The organism is Streptomyces sp. NPDC045021 (assembly GCF_056432645.1).
In genome coordinates this window covers 36,883-57,216 of sequence record NZ_JBWKIQ010000015.1, presented here as the reverse complement: position 1 = coordinate 57,216, position 20,334 = coordinate 36,883, and the positions used below count along the sequence as shown (strand labels likewise).

The 20,334-nt window shown below is 69.4% G+C and carries 15 protein-coding genes and 2 pseudogenes; 10 read left to right on the top strand and 7 right to left on the bottom strand.

Annotated features, from left to right (window positions below; all coding sequences use genetic code 11):
* Positions 1–22: 22 nt before the first annotated feature.
* Positions 23–2,200: a SpoIIE family protein phosphatase gene (locus AC07DC_RS34410; RefSeq protein ID WP_478918430.1), complete on the bottom strand. Its 2,178-nt coding sequence runs from the start codon at positions 2,198–2,200 to the stop codon at positions 23–25.
* A 342-nt stretch (positions 2,201–2,542) separates the two neighbouring features.
* On the opposite strand from AC07DC_RS34410, the gene AC07DC_RS34405 reads away from it, so the two are divergent.
* The 3 genes from AC07DC_RS34405 (at position 2,543) to AC07DC_RS34395 (ending at position 5,121) form a co-directional block, all read left to right on the top strand.
* Positions 2,543–2,821: a polyprenyl synthetase gene (locus AC07DC_RS34405; RefSeq protein ID WP_478918429.1), complete on the top strand. Its 279-nt coding sequence runs from the start codon at positions 2,543–2,545 to the stop codon at positions 2,819–2,821.
* Entirely contained in the window at positions 2,814–3,866 is a 1,053-nt protein-coding gene (locus AC07DC_RS34400; RefSeq protein ID WP_478918428.1) for a polyprenyl synthetase family protein, read from the top strand. Before AC07DC_RS34405 ends, AC07DC_RS34400 begins: the two co-directional genes overlap by 8 nt.
* A gap of 88 nt (positions 3,867–3,954) precedes the next feature.
* Entirely contained in the window at positions 3,955–5,121 is a 1,167-nt protein-coding gene (locus AC07DC_RS34395; protein ID WP_478918547.1) for an oxygenase MpaB family protein, read from the top strand.
* Between the two features lie 67 nt (positions 5,122–5,188).
* Here the strand turns inward: AC07DC_RS34395 and AC07DC_RS34390 are convergent, their stop codons facing one another.
* Both AC07DC_RS34390 and AC07DC_RS34385 read right to left on the bottom strand, forming a co-directional pair.
* A complete protein-coding gene (locus tag AC07DC_RS34390) occupies positions 5,189–6,136 on the bottom strand; it encodes an FAD-dependent oxidoreductase (RefSeq protein ID WP_478918427.1) in 948 nt (315 codons plus the stop codon).
* Between the two features lie 342 nt (positions 6,137–6,478).
* A complete protein-coding gene (locus tag AC07DC_RS34385) occupies positions 6,479–6,895 on the bottom strand; it encodes a transposase (RefSeq protein ID WP_478918426.1) in 417 nt (138 codons plus the stop codon).
* Positions 6,896–7,004: 109 nt separating this feature from the next.
* On the opposite strand from AC07DC_RS34385, the gene AC07DC_RS34380 reads away from it, so the two are divergent.
* Positions 7,005–8,219 (top strand): RNA-guided endonuclease InsQ/TnpB family protein, encoded by a 1,215-nt coding sequence (locus tag AC07DC_RS34380; protein WP_478918425.1) that lies wholly within the window; start codon positions 7,005–7,007, stop codon positions 8,217–8,219.
* 61 nt (positions 8,220–8,280) lie between these two features.
* Here the strand turns inward: AC07DC_RS34380 and AC07DC_RS34375 are convergent, their stop codons facing one another.
* Together AC07DC_RS34375 and AC07DC_RS34370 are read right to left on the bottom strand one after the other, a co-directional pair.
* Entirely contained in the window at positions 8,281–12,015 is a 3,735-nt protein-coding gene (locus AC07DC_RS34375; RefSeq protein WP_478918424.1) for a SpoIIE family protein phosphatase, read from the bottom strand.
* 217 nt (positions 12,016–12,232) lie between these two features.
* Positions 12,233–12,865 (bottom strand): peroxiredoxin-like family protein, encoded by a 633-nt coding sequence (locus AC07DC_RS34370; RefSeq protein ID WP_478918423.1) that lies wholly within the window; start codon positions 12,863–12,865, stop codon positions 12,233–12,235.
* A 70-nt stretch (positions 12,866–12,935) separates the two neighbouring features.
* On the opposite strand from AC07DC_RS34370, the gene AC07DC_RS34365 reads away from it, so the two are divergent.
* A complete protein-coding gene (locus AC07DC_RS34365; RefSeq protein ID WP_478918422.1) occupies positions 12,936–13,550 on the top strand; it encodes a TetR/AcrR family transcriptional regulator in 615 nt (204 codons plus the stop codon).
* Between the two features lie 171 nt (positions 13,551–13,721).
* Here the strand turns inward: AC07DC_RS34365 and AC07DC_RS34360 are convergent, their stop codons facing one another.
* A complete protein-coding gene (locus tag AC07DC_RS34360; protein WP_478918546.1) occupies positions 13,722–13,922 on the bottom strand; it encodes a DUF5988 family protein in 201 nt (66 codons plus the stop codon).
* Between the two features lie 72 nt (positions 13,923–13,994).
* Positions 13,995–14,114: pseudogene (locus tag AC07DC_RS34355) on the bottom strand (transcriptional regulator); the annotation flags it as partial.
* Between the two features lie 118 nt (positions 14,115–14,232).
* On the opposite strand from AC07DC_RS34355, the gene AC07DC_RS34350 reads away from it, so the two are divergent.
* The 5 genes and pseudogenes from AC07DC_RS34350 (at position 14,233) to AC07DC_RS34330 (ending at position 20,307) form a co-directional block, all read left to right on the top strand.
* Positions 14,233–15,267 carry an MDR family NADP-dependent oxidoreductase gene (locus tag AC07DC_RS34350; RefSeq protein WP_478918421.1) on the top strand — a complete coding sequence of 345 codons (1,035 nt, stop codon included), beginning with the start codon at positions 14,233–14,235 and terminating at the stop codon, positions 15,265–15,267.
* An 84-nt stretch (positions 15,268–15,351) separates the two neighbouring features.
* Positions 15,352–16,449: a winged helix DNA-binding domain-containing protein gene (locus AC07DC_RS34345; protein WP_478918420.1), complete on the top strand. Its 1,098-nt coding sequence runs from the start codon at positions 15,352–15,354 to the stop codon at positions 16,447–16,449.
* Between the two features lie 97 nt (positions 16,450–16,546).
* A complete protein-coding gene (locus tag AC07DC_RS34340) occupies positions 16,547–17,173 on the top strand; it encodes an alpha-ketoglutarate-dependent dioxygenase AlkB (protein ID WP_478918419.1) in 627 nt (208 codons plus the stop codon).
* Positions 17,174–17,193: 20 nt separating this feature from the next.
* Positions 17,194–17,422: pseudogene (locus tag AC07DC_RS34335) on the top strand (RNA-guided endonuclease TnpB family protein); the annotation flags it as partial.
* A gap of 107 nt (positions 17,423–17,529) precedes the next feature.
* The gene (locus AC07DC_RS34330) at positions 17,530–20,307 is read left to right on the top strand and encodes a protein kinase domain-containing protein (RefSeq protein WP_478918418.1); all 2,778 of its coding nucleotides are present in this window, start codon (positions 17,530–17,532) and stop codon (positions 20,305–20,307) included.
* Positions 20,308–20,334 lie beyond the last annotated feature (27 nt).

Genomic DNA, 20,334 nt, shown 5'->3' with positions numbered 1-20,334 from the left:
GCCGCTCGTACTCTCCGGTGCGCTACCTGGCCAGTTCTGCCCACACGACCTTGCCGGTGTCGGTCCACCGCACACCCCAGCGAGTGGTGAGCTTGTGGACGACGCGCAGACCGCGCCCGCTGTCGTCGAGCAAGCCACCGCGACTCAGCCGCGGCCGGCCGTTGCTGGTGTCACCTACCTCACACAACAGGCTGTGACCGGTTTTGATCAGCCGCACCGTGATGGGCCCGGTGGCGAAGCGGACAGCGTTGGTGACCAGCTCGCTGATCACCAGCAGCGCGCTGTCGCGCGGGTCGTTCTTGGCGTGCCATTGCCGTAGGACGGCAGAAGCCAGCGTGCGCGCCCGGGCAGCGGCGTCGTCGCGAGCCGGCAGGCGCCAGGCCACGGTGTCCCGTTTACGACGCCCGGCCATGCGGGCGAGCAACAAGGTCACGTCGTCGCGCAGGCGGCTTCGCGAGGCGAGCTCGACCACCAGGCTCCTTGCCGCCTGCTGCAGGTCGTCCCAGGGATGCACCTTGCTCACCGCGTCCGTCAACCTGTCGATGCCTTCGTCGATCGAGACCGCCGGATCCTCCACCAGGCCGTCGGTGTAGAGGGCGAGCAACGACCCGGGGGGTGCGTCGAAAGTGTGCACGTCGAACGGCTCCCGCAAGGCGAATGCGGTACCCAGGCCAGGATGGGGGTGGGCCGCGAGAGTCCTGGCGGACCCGTCGGCAAGGACGAGGATCGGCGGGAGGTGGCCCGCGCTGGACGTGACCACCTGATGACTGACCGGATCGTAGACCGCGATGCAGCATGTCGACCCGAGCGCGCTGTAGCCGGCCGCCAGGCCGGCCTCCGCGTCGTCCAGGAGCGTGACGGTCTCGTCCAGATGCGCCAGCACCTCATCGGGCGCCAGCCCCGCCGACAGCAGCGCCCGGGCCTCCATGCTCAACTGGCCCATGGCTGCCGCGGCCCCCAGGCCATGCCCGACAACATCACCGACCACGAGGGCGGTACGGCCGTCCGGCAGGGGAAAGCTGTTCACCCAATCCCCGCCGACGCCCGCGCTGTCGGGGGTGGTGGGCTGGTAGACGCTGGCGACCTCGATGGTGTCGCTGCCGGCGCGCGGCAGCAGCCGGCGCTGCAGCGCCAGTACTTGGGCGTGCTCACGCTGGTGCTGGCGGGCCAGATCGACGTGGTGGGCGGTCCTGGCCACCAGCTCCTGCAGATCGAGCAACTCGCTGTCGTGGAAGGGACGGTCCGGCCGCCGCCAGACTTCCGCCACGCCCAGCACGATGGGCGGCGCGCCTTCGGAGCCTTCCAGGACCAGCGGTATGCACGCCACACTCGCCGGCCGGTCGACGGGGACCAGAGCACGCACCAGTCGCGGATCGCCGAGCGCCCGCTCGATCGCCTCCCGATCCGGAATGACGAGGGCCTGCGCGACATCGTCACGCTTGACCGCGAGGGACAGCAGACGGCTCGCCTCGCTGGGAAGGTTGTCGCCGGGAGTCAGATAGCCCTCCGGCCACGCCCTGTCCGGCATCAGAGCCGCCCGCCGCAGCCGGATGCGCCCCTGCGCCTGGTCGGTCACGGCCTCGCCCGTCCACACGGCGTAATCGAGGTCGACGGCGGCCACGTCTCCCCAGACCAGCAAGGACTGGGCCAGGGACTGCGCCGTCTCGCCGATGTCCAGCGACGTCCCGATGGCGGTCTCGGAAGCGTACAGATGCAGCCTCTTGGCCATGGCGATCAAGGAGACGGTCAGGCCCTCCTGGGGCGCCGCGGCGGGCAGGATGCTCATGGAGACCACCAGCTCCGACCCGTCGTCCCGCCGCAGGCGCTGGACCCGGGCGACGTGCGCCTCCCCCGTCTCGATGACCTGCCGCAACCGCCTCGTGACCGTCGGTATGTCTCCGGGAGGCAACAGATCGGCGAACACCCCTCCGAGCGTGACCCTCAGCCCCTCGAAGGCGGGGGCGTCCAGATTGCAGCGAGTGATGCGCAGATCCCGGTCCAGGTTGACGGCGCCGAGGATCTGCTCCTGTCCGGTGGTCGCGCGGTCTCCGTTTTTGGACTGAGGAACGGAGCGGTCGCCCCCCTGCGGGGCGGCGGGATCGGCTGCCGCTGCCGGTCCGTCCCGCGGAATGTATTCCCCCAAGGCACGGCTGACCTGCTCGAACGGCGACGAGGGCAAGGGGGATGATGTGGAGTCCATGCGGCTCTCTCAGCTCGCTCGCCGACCCCGGCACATGACCGGAGGCGTACTCGAGTCTCTCGTGCGGTGAAGCCCCGAGATCCCCTACGCACACCCATTGAATAACACTCGCGCCCTCTTCGCCTGCAAGGGCTGATCGCGCGATGAGAGCGGACCGTCACAGAAAGTATCCGCACGCGTCCGCCATGGGCTTGCCGGACGAGGTCCGGCCGGAGACTCGGTGCGTCATGGGATCTGTCACTCGTTCGTGAGTTCCTCAGCCGCAGGGACCTCGAAAGCCCCACGCTCACACAGGGCGACATCGACCACACCGCCCGAGCACTGTGCCTACAGGGGGAGAGCATGGCCCAAGCTGGAAACGCCGTCGGCCCGGGGGAGCAGGCGGTTCTGCTGCTGGCGGGGCTGGCCGACCTGGCGGCGGAGACACTCGGTTCCGCCGCGAACACCCTCCGGACGCTGCTCGGCCGGTCGGACATGCCCGAACTTGCCGCTGACGCGAAACACGACCTCACAGCGCGCGGCCGACTGGTGGTCGACCGGTACGCGGCGGTGCCGCCCGCCTACTTGGAGGTGCTCGCGCAGCACGCCGTAGCGCGCCGGGCCGCCGGCATCGATGTCTGACCGGTACGAGGCGGCCGCGTTCAAGGCCCGCATCGACGAGGTACTGACGGGATTCGTGGCGCGAGAGGCCGACGAGCTGCTCACCATCGACTCTGATCTTCGCCCGATCGCAGACCAGTTGGAGGCGGCGGTGGCCGACGGCAAGCGGCTCCGGGCGGCGTTCTGTTACTGGGGCTGGCGGGCGGCGGGTCAGCCGGACAGCGACGCGCTCGTGCGGGCGGCGGCATCCATGGAATTGGTGCACGCGGCCGCAGTGGTGCACGACGACATCATCGACGACAGCCCGTTGAGGCACGGCAGACCCACCGCGCACGTCGCTCTGGGCACGGCACTGCGCTCCCGGCCCCAAGCGAGGAGCGCGGCTCGTTCGCTGGCGATGCTGGTGGGTGATCTGCTGATGTCGCTGGCCGGGCAGCTGTTCGTCACCAGCGGCCTGCCCGCCGCCTATCTTGCCCGGGCCCGTCCGCTGTGGGCGGCTCTCGCCCGTGAGCTGGTCGCCGGAGAGTGCCTGGAGATCCTGCGCACCGGCGCGGTCCCGGACACCGATGAGTCGCTGAAGGTGATCCGGTACAAGACCGCGAAGTACACCGTCGAGCAGCCGCTGCTCATCGGCGGTGTCCTGGCCGGCGCCGGCGAGCGACTGCGGGAGGGCTATTCGTCCTACGGGCTGCCGCTGGGCGAGGCGTTCCAGCTGCGTGACGACCTGCTCGGCCTGTACGGCGATCCGGCCCGCACCGGCAAGGACGGCCTGGACGATCTGCGCGCCCATCGGCCGACTGCCTTGCTCGCGGAGACCTGGCGGCTGGCCAACGACAGGGAACGGGAGCAGTTGAGCGGCCTGTTGGGGCGGCGGGACGTCGGCGCGGACGGCCTGGAGGCGGTGCGCGAGGTGATGAGCCGGCTGAAGGCGCCCGACCGGATCGAGCAGATGATCCGTATGCGCGTCGAGGAAGCCACGCGCGCCCTGCACGAGATGCACATCCCTGAGTACGCCCAGCGGGCCCTGGCCACCCTGGCGCGTTCCGCGAGCGCCCGCTGCCGCTGAACCCGCACCACGCCCGGCGGGCAGTAACGCGCTCTGCCGGGCCTGCGTGCGTCCCGTACCTGTTCCGCCATGAGACAAGGGGCCGATGATGATCCGCACAGAGTCGTCGATGAACGCGCTGCGGCAGGCGGGCGACGAACTCGCCGACGCCACCGTGGCCACGTTGTTCGAGCGTGGGGAGGTCGCCAAGTTCAACGCCCTCATGCGCTGCGTGTCCACCACGGGGAGCCCATTGCCCGACGGACTGCCCGAGGTGGCGCTGGAGTACCTGCACGTGACGAGCACGCCCCCCGCGTGGGTCGACTGGGGCGAGATGGAGAAGGCACGGCTGTTCTTCATCGACAACAACGTGCACATTTCCACCGCCCTGTCCTTCGCCTCCATGCCCGCCTGCTACGTCGTCCCGCACGTGGCAAAGCTGCTGTCGGCCACGCACTCGCTGCAGTACCCCTCCAAGCGCATGGCGGAGACCGGGCAGTTCACCGTCTACCTCATGCAGCCCGACGCGTTCGAGGCCGGCGGCCGCTTCATCCCCGCCGCCCAGAAGGTCCGCCTGCTGCACGCCTCCATCCGCCACCACCTGCGGCGGGAGGACCGCTGGGACACCGGGACGCTGGGGACGCCGATCTGCCAGGAAGACATGATCGGCGGGCAGATGTTCTTCTCCCTGCTCGTGCTGGACACCTTGCACCGGCTGAACATCCACATGAGTGTCGACGGCGCCGAAGCCTACTTCTACGCGTGGCGCGTGGTCGGCGCGATGCTCGGCGTCGATCAGGACCACGTGCCCGCGGATCTCGACTCCGCCCGGCAGTTCCTGGACCTGTACATGGCCCGGCACATGGGACCCAGCGAGGAGGGCGCCCACCTCACCCGGCAGCTGATCGACCTCTATGAAGAAGTGGTCCCCGGCACCTTCTTCGACCCGATCGTCTCGGCGCTGATCCGCCATCTCATCGGCGACACCTGCGCGGACTGGCTGGACGTGCCGCGCACCGCCTGGGACACCGTGGTCAAGACCGTGCCCCACCTGCTCGGTGCCCTGGAGTCCCTTGAGGACCGGTCCCCGGTCGGTGCGTGGGCACTGGACCGTCTCGGGCACCTCACGACCATCCTCGAACTGTCGTCCCTCACCCGCGGCCGGGTCATGCACTACTCCATCCCGGAGCAGCTCAAGAAGGACTTCGGCGTCTCCTCCACCCTTTCCCGCACTCGCCGCTGGACTCCTCCCGCCCCCACGGTCAACCCGGGCTGACCTCAGCGTCCGGGCGGTGGACTCTGCCGCCCCCGCGGACGAGGACGGGTGCGCGAGCAGGGTGAGTTCAGATCCGATCGGCGAGGTCCGCGACGGCCTCGGCGCAGCCCCACGACAGAGTGACACCCGCACCGCCATGGCCGTAACAGGCAATCACGGGGACGGGAAAACCATCGACGTGTTCCAGGCGAATGGTGTCCCGAGCCGGGCGGAGCCCAGTGGCGCGCGAGAGAACGGGCAGCCCGCCCAGCGCGGGCATGAGGGAGACCACGCGGCGAAGGATCGCCTGCTCGATCTCGGCCACGGGTTCCGTCGCCCATGAACCGACCTGCGCCACGCCGCCGCAGACGATGTCTTCACGACGGGGAACGATGTAGGTGAGGCCCTCGGGGTTTTCGGTGTCAGTGATCCACTCGGTGATTCCCGGGTTGGCAAGGCGGACGATCTGCCCTTGGACGGGATACATCGAATCGTCGTCGAGGAGGACACCGGAACCCATCCCGGCGGCGACGACAACCAGGTCAGCATCGCCGGCGACGTCTTCGACGGAAGTGACCTTGCGCTTGATGAACGTCACCCCGAGGCCCGTGCAGCGCTTCTCCAGCCACGGAAGGTAGTGCGGCATGGATACGACGGGCACGGTCGCCCGCACCCCCGCCACCGCCCCAGCGGGCAGCTCGTCCGCTGCGGCCTCGTGGTGGTGAGGGACCGCGTCGGTCCATGAGCGATCCGCCCCGACGTGTCGCTCGACCACGAGGCCGTCCCGGAGATCGACACCGGTGGCACGGTCGGTGGAAAGCTGCTCGAAACGCTCGCGGGCTCCCAGCAACCAGCCCATGAGCGACGGCGATGTCCCGCTCCGGTAGGGAAACCACACGGCCGCCGCGACGCTGGACACGCTCTCCTCCGCCCGCTGATGAGCGATCACCGTGACGGCATGGCCGCGCAGGGCCAGATCATGCGCGACGCTCAGACCGACGATCCCCGCTCCCACGACGCTGACACGTTTCGACACCACCGCAGCACCCCCCAATGCCTCGAATTCGCTACGGACTTCACCGCGCGATGCTCCTCGTCGCTGCACTCACGTCAATGCTGCTCTGCCACAACCAGTCGCGTGATCACCCAATGCGGGCGCAAACCCGGGCCTTCCCCCGTGAGGGTGGGCACGTGGTTATTGATCACGCGGCGGTTGTGAGTTTAGCGGTGTGGTGTTGGCGTTCGTATGCGTTGGGGCTGAGGTGGTCGTTGGTGGAGTGCCGGCAGTGGGTGTTGTGGCGGGTCAGCCAGGTGACGACGGTCCTGCGGCAGGTGTCGGCGTCGCCGTAGTCGTGGGCGCCCTGGAGGGTCTTGCGTTTCAGGGATGCGTGGAAGCTTTCGCAGGCCGCGCTGTCGGCGCTGGTGCCGCCGCGCCCATCGAGCGGGTGACGGTAGCCAGCTTGCACTCACTGGCCTCGAGCTCAGCCACCCGTCCCTCCAGCTGCCGGACCCGCTCGTCCGGATCAGCGGACGGCACCGCCGCCCGGTGTCGGGCGACCGGCTTCGCAGTCGCGGCGGGGACGCCACGGCGTTCGTGGTCCCGCAGCACCCACTCGCGCAGGGTCGCCCGGTTGATACCCAGGTCAGCGGCGATGCTCTTATATGTCGCACCGGGTGTGGACTCGTACAGGGCCACGGCATCGGCCTTGAACTCGTCCGAGTAGTCCTTCATCGCCATCGGCGGTCTTCTCGCTTCCTCCGGATCAAGCAGATCCAGTATCAGCGTGTCCACCACTCAGGGGGAGGCCCCCCGTCCTTCAGGGCGGGGATAGCCCGAACGGTCGGCACCGTTGTCAGTGGCGTGCACTACGTTGATCACACCAGTCGAAAGGGGGGTGTTTCGCATGCTGTCCGGACGGAAGTACCGCTTGGACCTGACCGGCGAACAAGCCGCGCAGGCACAGGGGTTCGCCGATATTTGCCGGTCGGTGTGGAACACCGGACTCGAACAGCGTCGTGCGTACCGCCGTCGCGGCGGGTGGATGAACTACGTGCCGCAGGCAGCCGAGTTGGCCGACGCCAAGGGTGAGCACGAGTGGCTCAAGGATGCACCGTCGCACGTGTTGCAGCAGACACTGAAGGATCTCGACACGGCGTGCCGGGAGCACGGCACGTTCACAGTGCGGTGGCGGTCGAAGGCCCGCTGGTCCCCGTCGTTCAGGTTTCCTGCCGGGAACATGATCACCGTGGAGCGGCTGGGACGTCGGTGGGGCCGGATGAAGCTTCCGAAACTGGGATGGGTTCGCTTCCGCTGGTCACGCCCCCTCGGTGGTGAGATCAGGTCCGCCACCCTCTCGCGTAAGGGCGGTCACTGGTTCGTGTCGATCCTCGTGGACGATCGGGCCGTCACGCCTGAGCGGCACGCCATGCCGTCCACGGCGGTCGGCATCGATCGGGGTGTGAAGGTCGCGGCCGTCACATCCGATGGAGAGTTCTTCGACCGGACGTTCATCACCGCCGGCGAGAGTGTCCGATACCGGCGGCTGCAACAGCAGCTCGCCCGCACCAAGAAGGGCAGCGCCAACCGGCGCAAGACGGTCACGGCCATGGGCCGGATCATGTCCCGGGTCAGCGACCGGCGCGCAGACTTCTGCGCACAGAGCGCGCGTCTCCTGGTGACGAAGAACGCCCTCGTCGTCCTCGAAGATCTCAAGACCCGGAACATGTCGAAGTCTGCTGCGGGCACCCCGGCTGCTCCGGGCGTGCGCGTCGCCCAGAAGCGTGGCCTGAACCGGGCGATCCTCGACAAGGGATGGCACCGCCTGGAACTCGCCCTCACCAACGCGGCCCGGTACACGGGCACCCGTGTTGTCAAGGTCAATCCCGCGTATACCTCGCAGCGCTGCCACGCCTGCGGGTTCATCACCGAAGACAACCGTGAGAGCCAAGCGGTCTTTAGGTGCAAGAACCCCGGATGCGACAACGCAGATCATGCGGACGTCAACGCGGCGAAGAACATCAAGGCGGCCGGACTGGCCGTCTCGGCCTGTGGAGACCTCGGCATCAGCCGGTCCGTGAAGCAGGAACCCGGCAGCCGGACGACCGGCCAAGCCACCTGAAAAGGAATCCCTGCCCTTTAGGGCGGGGAGGATGTCAACACGATATCTTCCGGAGCCGAGGTCAGGCGCCGCCAGGGGTGAAGGTGCCCAGGGGCAGTTCCAACTCGATCCAGACCACCTTGCCGTGGTGGGTGGCGCGGCTGCCCCAGCGGTGGGCGAGTTCATTGACCAGATGCATACCGCGGCCGCCCTCGTCCTCCTCGGAGACGCGGCGCACCCTGGGCACCTGGCTGTCGGTGTCGGCCACTTCGAGCGTGAGGACCCGGTCGCGGAAGAGCCGTAGCTCGGTGGGCATTCCGGTGTGCAGCAGGGCGTTGCTCACGAGCTCGCTGACCAGCAGCTCGGAGACCTCGGACAGCGACGGCAGCCCCCAGGAGAGCAGCTTCGTCCGGGTGAACTGGCGGGCCTCGCGCACCACGGACATGTCGCCGGACAGCGGCAGCATGGCGATCCAGTCGTCATGTACCGGCAGCGCCCGCGCCATGATGATGGCGATGTCGTCCTCGCTGTCCTTGGCCGACAGCGCGTCGAGCACCGCGTCGCAGCTCGCCTCCAGGGAGGGGCCGCGATTGGCCACCACCTGCGACAGCAGCAGCATCCCCTCGTCCAGGTCCCGGTCGCGCCGTTCGATCAGGCCGTCGGTGTAGAGCACCAGAACACCGTCCTCGGGGAGGGTGAACTCCATGTTCTCGAAGGCCACTCCGCCGACACCGAGCGGGACGCCGGGAGGAAGGTCGATCAGCCGCGTCGAACCGTTCGGGTCCTGCACCACGGGTGGCGGATGGCCGGCGCAGGCGATGATGCAGCTGCGGTCGACGGGATCGAACACCGCGCACACACAGGTGGTGAACTGCCCGTCCCCGATCGCCGACGCCGTCTCGTCCAGGCGCCGGAGCACCCGGTCCGGGGATATGTCCAAGGTGATCAGCGTGCGGGCCGCGGTGCGCAGTTGGCCCATGGTGGCGGCTGCGCGGATGCCGTGGCCCATCACGTCGCCGACGATGAGGGCGACCCGCCCGCAGGACAGCGGCACGACGTCGAACCAGTCGCCGCCGACCTCGCTGACGACGCTGCTCGGCAGGTAGCGGTAGGCGATCTCAAGGCCCGGTGTGAGGTGGACCTCCTGCGGCAGCAGGCTGCGCTGGAGGGTGAGCGCGGTGTCGCGTTCACGCCGGTAGAGCCGCGCGTTGTCGATGCACACCGCGGCGCGGGCCGCCAGCTCCTCGGCGAGCGCCACATCGGCCACCGTGAAGGGCTCCGGGTTGCGCAGCCGGATGAACTCGGCCCCGCCGAGCACCACACCGCGGGCGAGCAGCGGCACCATCAGATACGAGTGGACGCCCGCGTCGAGGCCCGGCTGGACGCGGTCGGGGTGCGCCACGATCCGGTGCAGGGCGGCCTCGTCCACCTGCGCCACCAGGATGGACCGACCGGTGCGCAGGCTCTCGGCGTAGAGCTTGGCCGACCGGGAGGTCCCGCCGACCTCGTCGGCCGCGCCGATCATGCCCGCCTCGTCGATCTCGCCGACCGCGACGGCACGCAGCAGGACCCTCCCGTCGGTCGGTGCCGGGGTCTGGTCGCCCTCCTCCTCTCCGCCCTGGACGACCGATTCCAGCAAATCGACCGTGGCGAAGTCCGCGAACCGCGGGATCACCAGTTCCACCAGTTCTTCCGCGGTCCGCTGCAGGTCGAGTGTGGTCCCGATCCGGGAGCTGGCGTCGTTGAGCAGTGCCAGCCGCTCCTGCGCGGTGTGGGCTTCCTCCAGCGCCTGCTGGCGGGCCTTGGACGCGTCGCGCTCACGGGTGTAGAGCAGGGCGTTGTCTATCGAGACCGCGGCCCGGGCCGCCAGCTCTCCGGCGAGTGCCAGATCTTCCTCGTCGTAGGGCCGGTCGGTGATATTGCGGTAGAACGAGACCACTCCGACCACGGCGCCGCGTGCGATCAGCGGCACGACCATGAAGCTGCGGACACCCTGCTCGCGCACCGCGACGCGCCTGGCCGGATCGTCGCTGAACCAGTTCAGGCCCTTGTCGTCCAGTTGCGGCACCAGCACGGGCCGACGGTGCGCCAGGCTCCAGGCGTACGGCGTGGTGGGATGGAACCGGTGGACGTCGCCGACCGGGGCCACCGGCACCATCCCCGTACCGGCGACGGTGTGGAAGGCCAGACGGCGCAGGAGCGCCGACCGGTCGGGCGGGCCGGGGGGCTCCTCACCGCGCAGCAGAGCGTCCACGACCTCGACCACGACCGTGTCGGCGAGTGTCGGAGTGGCGACTTCGGCCAGTTCGCGCGCTGTCTGCGTCAGGTCCAGCGTCGTGCCGATGCGGGCGGACGCCGCATTGATCAGCGCAACCCGCTCACGGGCGGCGTTGGCCTGGCGCAGGGCCTGTTGCCGGGACTCTCCGGTCTCGTGCTCCCGCCGGTAGAGCAGGGCGTTGTCGACGGCCACAGCGGCCCGAGAAGTCAACTCGTCACCCAGTGTGACATCCTCCGCGCCGAACGCGTCCGTGCCGCCGCGCCGCGAGTACACGACCATGCCCAATACCGCTCCGCGCACGACCAGCGGAGTCACCCGCACCGTCCGGGACACCTGGCTCTGGTAGGCGTGGACCCGTTCGGCGGCCTCCGTCGGGGCGAGCGGGGGGAGATCCACCGAGGGCACGATGACCGTCCGGCGCGTCTCCATCGCCTCGGCGTACGGCGAATCCCGCGGCACCCGGTGGACCGCGCCGACGGGCAGGTCCTGTACCGGATAGCCGGGGTCGGAGCTGGCGATCGCGAGGCGGCGGACCTCCTCCGTCCCGCCTGGTGCCGAGGATTCCGTCTCCTGCCCGGTGAGCAGGCGCTCAAGGACGAAGACGCCGCTCACATCGGCCAACCGGGGGACCATGGTGTCGGCCAGTTCCTGCGCGGTCCGACCGAGGTCGAGTGTGGTTCCGATCCGAGAGGTGGCGTCGACGAGCACTTCCAGCCGTTCGCGCGCTGTGGCGGCCCGCGACTCCGCCTGAAAGCGCTCGGTGACCTCAATGATCGTGGAGCTCACCCCGAGGATCCGGCCCGTCCGTTCCTCCAGCCGGAAGTAGGAGGCCGACCACGCGCGTTCCTTCGTGGGGTCCGCGGGGGTGATGCCGTGGGATCTGGCGTCGACGACCGGTTCCCCGGTCTCCAGCACATGCCGCATCACCGCCTCGATCTCCGCTCCGTTGAGCCCCGGCAGCACCTCGGTCATGCGCCGGCCCAGATGCTGCTCCGCGGGCAGGCCGTTGATCCGGGCGAGGGCGTCGTTGAGCCGTACGAAGCGCAGGTCCGTGTCGTAGACGGCCATGCCGACGGGTGACTGGGTGAAGAAGCTGTCCAGGACGGCCAGGTCGGACTCGATGCGGCGGATCTCCCTGACGTCCGATGCCACGGCGAGGACGAGGGGCCGACCGGACTCGGTCGGGATGGGATGGGTGCGGAACTCCAGGTTCACCGAATGGCCGTCGCGGTGCTTCACGGGGAAGACCCCGGACCACGCCTCGCCGCCCAGGATGCCGGCGAAGAGGTCCATGACGCGCTCTTGCTGTTCCACGTCCACGAGCAGATGAGAGGCGAAGGCGCCGACGGCCTCCTCGGCGGTGTAGCCGAGCAGCACCTCGGCGTCGGCGCTCCAGTGAATGATGCGTCCGTCGTCCTGAAGCAGCGCTGTGGCGATGGGAATGAACAGCAGGCCGCGTGACAGCGCCTCGCCGCCCGCCGCGTCGCGTCCCACGTCGGCACCAGTCGTCGGCCCGTCGCTGTGCCTCTCGATGTGCATGGTCAGGAGACCGCCCGGAGGTCGTTTTTCCGCTCTGCCATCTTCCCACGTCCGCCGCCGCTCGCTCGCGGAGGAGCGAAGACTACTCCTTGCTGGGCCTTTCACCCGGGTGGGTCATACGTGCCTGGATCGTCGCTGGTCAGCGGAGAGATTCTGCGGGCACAGGGCGACATCGCGCGGACAGTGTCACTGATGCGGCGTCCTGGGGGACGCCGCATCAGGGGTGTGAGTCGGAGGGCGGCCGTCGGGCGGGTGTCGGCGGATTCTGCTGGGTCACCAGGTCCAGCAGTTCGTCCACCGACCACTGGTCGTAGGCGTGCTCGCCGTACTTGGCCGCCAGGACGCGGCCGTCCGCCGCGATCAGAAAGTCGGCCGGTAGGCCGAGCCGGCCGCCGTCCTGCCGGGTTGCCGGTGTGTTTTCCCGCCTGCGGACCACCTCCCAAGTGCTGCGCAGGATCGCCCGGACGATCGGTCCCCAGGCACGCGGACTGAGCAGAGCACGGCGTGCGGACTCCACACCGAACTCGCCGTACAGCCGCTTGCCGGGGTCGGCGACGACGGCGAAGGGGAGGTCGGCCGTGTACTTCCGCAGTTCGTCCGCGGACGAGTGGAAAACCACGACCTCGCGGACGCCGGCCGCCTCGATCTCCTCGTGCCTGCGGACCACGGACCGAAGGTGCAGGTTGCAGACGGGGCAGCCGGCGAAGCGCCGGAACTGCAGATGGATCAGCCGATCGGGGCTGGGAACGGTGAGGGATGGACCGCTCACGGGCGTGAGGTCGCGGGCGGCGACGAGGGAGCCGGGCTCTATGGGCCTTCGGGTGTTGCGCGGCCTGCGGGTCTTGCGCATCTGAGAACCCTTCGTAGGCGTACGATGTACGCTCACTAGAGTAGGCGTATGCCGTACGCTGTCAATCGTCATGCCGCGCCCACGTTCACTCACCCAAACCGAGCCGGCCTCGGCCGCCCTCGCCGTCCTGGACCGCGACGGGCTCGCCGCCCTGTCGATGCGCGCGGTCGCCAAGGAACTCGGCATGAGCACGATGGCCCTCTATCGGTACGTGAGGGACCGCGAGGAACTCGAAGGGCTCGTCGTCGAACTCGTGCTGTCCTCCGTCGACCCCGAGGCGCCTGCTGCGGACACGTCATGGCAGCAGCGGATCGAGATCATGGTCGGGCGCCTGCGCGACAGCGTGGGCGCCCATCCATCGGTCATCCCGCTCACGCTCACCCACCGGCACCGGTCTCCCGCCGTGCTGCGGTGGTCGGAGGCGGTGCTCGGCATCCTCGCCGAGGCCGGTATCGACGGTGAGCGGCGGGTCATCGCATTGCGCGGTCTGCTCAGCTATGTCATCGGGGCTCTCCAGCTCGAACACCTCGGGTCCCTGGCCGGCGAGGGCACGGTCGCCATCTCGGAACTGCCCCCGACGGAGTTCCCGCACATGTCACAGGCCGCGCGGCTCGCGCGGAACATCGGTGCCGACCAGGAATTCCTCGGGGGGCTCGCCATGCTGCTGCGGGGCATGGAGGCATGATGCGTTCCCTGGCGTTGAGCAGTTCGGCCGCCTCATCGTGGCAGGGCTTCGTGAACTGCCCGTTGCCCATATCGTTCAACACGGCTGCCTGATGGGGGCGGCGGCCCGCTCGCGTGTGGCTCCGCTGGCGGCTCGGAGAAGACGGATCCACCAGGCCCTGCTCACCAGGTGCTACTCCGCGATCTCGGTCCGTTCCCACCATTCGTAGACAGGCAACTGTCCCTCAGCGCTGTCCTGATGCCGGGACGTGACCTTGAAGTGTTCGTATCCGCCGCGGTGCGGAATCTTCAGCTCTTGTCCCGGAGGGGTGATCGGAACGATCCGGTCGCGCAGATCATCCGGGCCGCCCTCGAGGAATGCCTTGCTAGTCATAGCTCCAGTCTTCCTACGCCTCTGGACATTCGCACGTTGGACAATCTGCGCCGGCCGCCCGCCACTGCGGGCATCGCGGTTCAGGGCGCGAGCGGAGACTCCGAGCCGGTCGGCCGGCTCGCCGCCCGGCCAGTGCCGGTGGGTCTGGAGCAGGGACAGCAGCCGCAGGGGCCGTGAGCTTGTGTTCGCCATGAACACTGGACGGCGGCAATTGAGGTCAGAAGGTGACCGCTATGACTCATAGCGTCGGTCTCACAAGAACGGCAGGTGCCCGGGCCCGCTGCGCCGACTGGTTGAACCGAGGAGAACCATGACCGACAGCACGATGTCGACGATCCCCGACACGATGTGGGAAGTGCGGCTGGCCAAGCACCTGAAGGGAGACCTCGCGCTCGACAACTTCGACCTCGTGCAGGTGCAGACGCCCGAACCGGGCCCGGGGGAAGTGCTCGTCCGCACGGACTACCTGGGGCTGTCGGTGGCCTACCTGGAGATGATGAGGGCCGACTCCCATCTGCCCATCCCGCCATGGGAGGTCGGCCGGCGCATCGGCGGCGGCGTGGTGGGCACAGTCGTGCACTCCAACAGTGCGTATCTGGCCGTCGGCGACCTGGTACGCACGATGGCCGGCTGGTGCGAGTACTCGGCCGGGCCTGCCGACCAGTACCCCAAGTTGGACCTCGACCTGTTCCCGAGCCCGGTCCACCACCTCAGCCAGGGGCCCACCGCCTACTACGGGATGGCCGAGATCGCCAAGGTCGGAACCGGCGATGTCGTCTTCGTCTCCGGAGCGGCGGGCGGCGTCGGATCGCTGGCCGGGCAGATTGCCAAGTGCCGCGGTGCCGCGAAGGTGATCGGCAGCGCGGGAAGCCAGGCGAAGATCGACTACCTCGTCGACGAACTCGGCTTTGACGCAGCATTCGACTACCACGACGGCCCCGTCCTCGCTCACTTGCGGGAACTCGCCCCCGGGGGCATCACCGTGTACTTCGACAACGTCGGCGGAGAGCAGTTCGAGGCGGCCGTCGAAGCGGCGGCGCCGGGTGCCCGCTTCGCGCTCTGCGGCGCGCTGGCCACCCAGATCGGCGACCACGAGGACCGGTTCCCCGAGCCGGACCTCACTGCGGCGACCGTGAAGGAGATCGAGGTCCTGCCGTTCTCCACCCACCACACTCCGGAGCAGATCGCGGCGTGGACCGAGCACTTCAGCACCTGGCTGAGCGAGGACCGCTTCGTGTTTCCCCACACCATCGTGGACGGCGGCATCACAGCAGCTCCCCAGGCGCTCGTCTCCCTATTGGGGGGCAGCTACCAGGGCAACGTCTCCGTAAAGGTCGCCGGCTGAGGCTCGAAGGGAGTCGCCCGTCACGCGCGGACGGGCGGCGCGCCCCGGCAACGTCCCTACCTATCCAAGGAGATTCGGCACCATATGACCGACGCCTCCGTGCTCTCCACCCGCACGCTGAACCGAACACTGCTCCAGCGTCAGTTCCTGGCCGCTCCAACCTCCCGCCCGGCGCTCGACGTCGTCGAACACCTCGTTGCTCTGCAGGGACAGGAGCCGAACTGGCCGTACGTGGGCCTGTGGACCCGGCTGGCCGACTTCCGTCACGACGACCTGACGGCACTGATCCGGGACCGGAAGGTGGTGCGCTCCGCGGTCCTGCGTAGCACCCAGCACCTGACCGGCAGTGACGACTTTTGCTGGCTGCGGCCGGTTGTCCAGCCTGTCCTGGACCGCACCGCGCGGGCGCAGTACTTCGCCGCACAGACCGCCGGCTTGGACCTTGCCGAGCTCGCCGATGCCGGCCGCGAGCTGCTGGCCGGCCAGACGATGCCCCGGCGGCAGCTCGGCCTGTCGCTCGCCGAGCGTTTTCCCGGCCGCGACGGCCGCGTGCTCGCGGGGGCGGTAGAGCTGCGGGTACCGATGGCGCACGCCCCGGCCACCGGAGTGTGGGGGGCGTGGGGCAACCGCCCCGACATCGCCATCACCCTCGCGGAGCACTGGATCGGCCGACCGATGGCAGCGCCGCGCGTCGAGACGATGATCTGCCGCTACCTGGCGGCGTTCGGACCGGCCGGCGTGATGGACATCCAGGCATGGTCGGGGCTGACCCGCCTGCGCGAGACCGTCGACGGGCTGCGCTCGCAGCTCCGCGTCTACCGCAGCGACCGGGGCACGGAGCTCTTCGACCTTCCCAACGCGCCGCTCGCCGACCCGGACCTGGCGGTCCCGGTGCGCTTTCTGCCCGCCTTCGACAACCTCCTCCTCGGGCACGCGGACCGTACCCGAGTGATCAGCGAGGCGGACCGCAAGCGGGTGATGCCGGGTCAGGCGATGGTACGGCCCACCTTTCTCGTTGACGGATTCGTCCACGGCACGTGGTCGGTGAAGGACTCCGTACTGCGCATCTCCCCGTTCCGGCCGCTGTCGCAAGCGGAGACTGCAGCAGTGCTCGACGAGGCCGAGCGACTTCTCACCTTCGTTGCACCGGACGCCGCCAACCGCAGCGCCACGTTCACCTGAGAACGGCGGGGTGTTCCACGGGCGCCTCTTGCCGCACGGCGAGCGTCCCCCTTGACCTCAAGGACAGCCTGACCGTGGGGCTGGTTACTCTTCGAGCATGGCTGAGGGTTCTGGACAACTGTCCTTCGACGCGGGTGCCGAGGCGAATACGGTCCTGGTTCCGGGACTGCGCTACATCACCAACTGGCTCGACTCCGACGCGTGTCAGGAGATGCTCTCGCAGATCGAGGCTGCGGAATGGTCAGCGGAGCTCAGACGGAGAGTCCAGCACTACGGCTACCGGTATGACTACGGTCGGCGCAGCGTGACAGCCGATCCTCGGACGACAGCAGCTGCCCCGCCGCTTCCGCCGTGGGCGCTCCACCAGGCAGCGCGCCTGGCCCGGGAGGGATTCATGGACCAGGGAGCGGACCAGGTCATCATCAATGAATACGAACCAGGTCAGGGCATCAGCGCTCACGTCGACTGCGTGCCCTGTTTCGGTCCGGTCGTCGCCGCGATCTCCCTCGGCTCTGGCTGTGTCATGGACTTCACGCACCCCAAGGACGGCAGGAAGGTCGGGGTATATCTCGCTCCCGGCAGCCTGTGCGTGATGACCGGCCCGGCCAGGTACGACTGGCGCCACAGCATCGCCGCGCGCGAAAGTGACCCAGGAGCGGGAGCCAGGGTCCCCCGCAGCCGACGGGTATCGGTGACGTTCCGCACCGTCCTCAGCCCTGCCTGACGAGAAACCTCGACACACCACTCCACCACCCGACCCACAGCACTGACCCGCCCATGCCCCCGACCCGCCCGCCCGCCGTCCGCCCGGAGAATGCGTGCACCGCGTGCGGAGCGGCATCCCCCCGGGGAGAAGAACTCCGCCCGCGTGATGCTCGTCCGGGCTGGTCTCAACCCGGCTGGTGCTGATCGTGTAGGACCTGACGGGCCGCAGGCCCGCATGCAACGTGAGCCAGGAATCCCCGCCCTTTAGGGCGGGAGGATGTCAATATTGAGGAACGGTACTTTGCCGTGTACGGGCTCTTCATCCGGTCTGTCGGCAGGGCGGGATGTCGGCCGATCGACTGCTCCGGGGGCTGTATGCGTTGGATCGGCAAGCGACGGGACGGCACGCCGGAGTCCGGTGATCCGGCGGCCGAGGTGCTCGCGCGGCTGCGGGAGGGCAGTGCCTCGGCCGAGCAGGACGGCCGGCAGGGCAGGCCCGGCAAGGCGGTGAAGCGGTATCGCGAACTGGTCGATCGGGCGACGGCCGCGCCCGGACCCGACGACCCCGCCACCCTGGCCCTGCAGCACCAACTCGCCCACTGGACAGGAGAGTCGGGCGACGCGGAGGGCGCGGTGCAGCTGTTCGCGCAGCTCCTCTGCGACCGCGAGCGGCTCCAGGGATCCCGGCATCAGGACACCGGACTGGCCCGCCACCAGCTCGCCCACTGGCACGGCCGGGCAGGGCGGGCCGAGGAAGCCGTACGCCGCTACGAGGAGATGCATCGCTCGGCCGAACAGGAGGGGCGTACCGAGGCCGCGCTCAACCTGCTCTGCGACATGGGCCACTGGCAGCAGCAGGCCGGCGACAACGCCGCCGCGCTGCGCACCTACACCAGGATGCTGAAGACCGCCGAGGGCGAGCTCGGCGGTCGGCACGCACTCACCGGTATCGCACGCCAACGCTATGCGGAACTCGCCGGCGGGCTGCCCTTCGGTCACGAGCGGGGGCACGACAGCCTGGAGGACCTGGTCGCGGCGGCCGCGGAGATCGAGCGGAGCGGCGACCTTTCGCGGGCGAGCCGCATGTACGGTCAAATCGCCGATAAATGCGAGCAGTTGTACGGCGCGGGCAGTGACCAGAGGCTCAGCGCGCTGGTCTCGCAGGCGAAGGCGGCCATGCAGACGGAGGACCTGGACGAAGCCGTCGTCTGTTTCGGGCGAGTGCTCGCGTGCATGGAGCTACGAGGGGAGGGCCCGGGCTCGCCCGAGTACGACATGCTGTCCGAGCAACGGGACGGACTCGCCCGGTCCGCCCGGAGGACAACACTCCACATCGGTGACACGGCGGGAACCCTGCTGGCTCGGCAGGTGGAAGCGGCACCCACCTCGGCCTTCGGGCTGCTGGCCCGTGAAACCCGCGCCCGTCACCTCACTCAGGTCTTCCCGGTCAGCGACGGAACCGGTGGTCCGCAACCGCACAAGGTGAGCATCGAGCAGTGGCTCGGCGTGATCCAGCGCGTGGCCGACCAGGGATGCCAGGCCCACGCCTTCTACTTCGCCCGTGCGGACCGTCGACCGAGGCCCGAGGAAATCGCTCTGTGCGAGCGGCTGGGGCTGCTCGGCGTCTACGTCTCCAACGAGGGTGCCGGCAATGTGAACGTGGAGGCGTACTCCTTCCGGGACGGCACACCCTACGAGGTGTCGATCGTCGTGGTGGATGACGAGCAGGCGGCGCCGGAACCCGCGCCGGCGCGCGGCCCGGGCGGTGCCACGGCCGTCCATGCCGAAGCCGAGGCCCTGGGGGAGTGGCGGCAGGTGGGGTGGGCCACGTCCGCGCGGACGGTGGAGGATCCGGCGGCCTTCGGTTCCTACGAGGTCCTGGAGCGCGTCGGGGAGGGCGGGTTCGGCCGCGTCTACCTCTGCCAGGATCCGGACGGCGTCATGGTGGCCGTCAAGACCCTGCACGCGGAGTACGCGGCCGACTCCTCGATCCGTGAGGGGTTCACGCACGAGGTGGCGGCGGCCCGTAGGGTCAGTGGCCGCTTCACCGTGCCCGTGATCGCGGCCGACACGAGCGGCGAGACCCCCTGGATGGCCGTGCCGTTCGTGGCCGCCCCCTCGCTGCAGGAGGTGGCCGAGCGGTGCGGCGCCCTGGACACCGCCACCGTCCGCGGCATCGGCGCGGGCATTGCCGCCGCGCTCAGCGCCATCCACGCCGAGGGCATCGTGCACCTCGACCTCAAGCCCGCGAACGTGTTGCTGACCGAGGACGGCCCCCGCGTCATCGACTTCGGTATCGCGCAGATCGAGCGGCTGACCGAGCCCCGGAGCGGGTTCGCCGGTACCTACGCCTACGCCTCGCCGGAACAGATACGGGAGCACGAGCAGTTCACCCCGGCCAGCGACGTGTTCTCCCTCGGCACGCTCCTCGCCTGCCTCGCCCTGGGGCGCCTTCCCTGGGGCAGGAAGGTCCTCGCCGTGATGACCAACATCTGCGACGGCACGCCCGACCTGGCGGGTCTGCCGGCCGAACTGGAGGAAGTGGTGCGGTCGTGCCTTCAGGCCGATCCGGGCCTGCGGCCGACCCCTGCCGCGGTCGCTGCCGCCCTCGCGGCCGGCCCGGCGGGGGCAGCCCTCGGACCGGAGGCGGAACGGTTCGCCCCGCCGCCCCTGCCCGCCGAGGCGACGACCCTCATCCGCGAGCACGCCGCCCTCCCGGCCACCCGGCACTTCGAGACGCTCGTTCACACTCGGGTCGAGGGGCCGGACGACACCACGGTCGCGGCAGGGCCGGCGATGGGCGGCGACACCAGTGACACGCCGCGCGAGGACCGCACCCCCGACACCGCGGCCCGGGACCTCGAAGCCCAAGTCCTCGCCTGGGAGCGCGAAGGCGGCTCGAAGCCGACCGAGCAAGTACGGCGGGAATGCGGCGCCTTCGCCGCGGAGGCGCGCTCCCGACTGGGCGAGGACCACCCCCTGGCCCTGCGTCTCAAGGTCTCCCACGCCATGCTCGGCTACGACGGGGCAGGCGGTACGGCCTACGTCGAACGCGTCGTGGACGAGGTCGCCGTACGTCTCGGTGATGGCCATCCCACGGTCCGGGACGCCCGTGCGCTGTTGGCGGCGCTGAGGTCCGCCCAACCGGGCTGAGATCCCTCCTGCGGTGTCGGGCGGTTC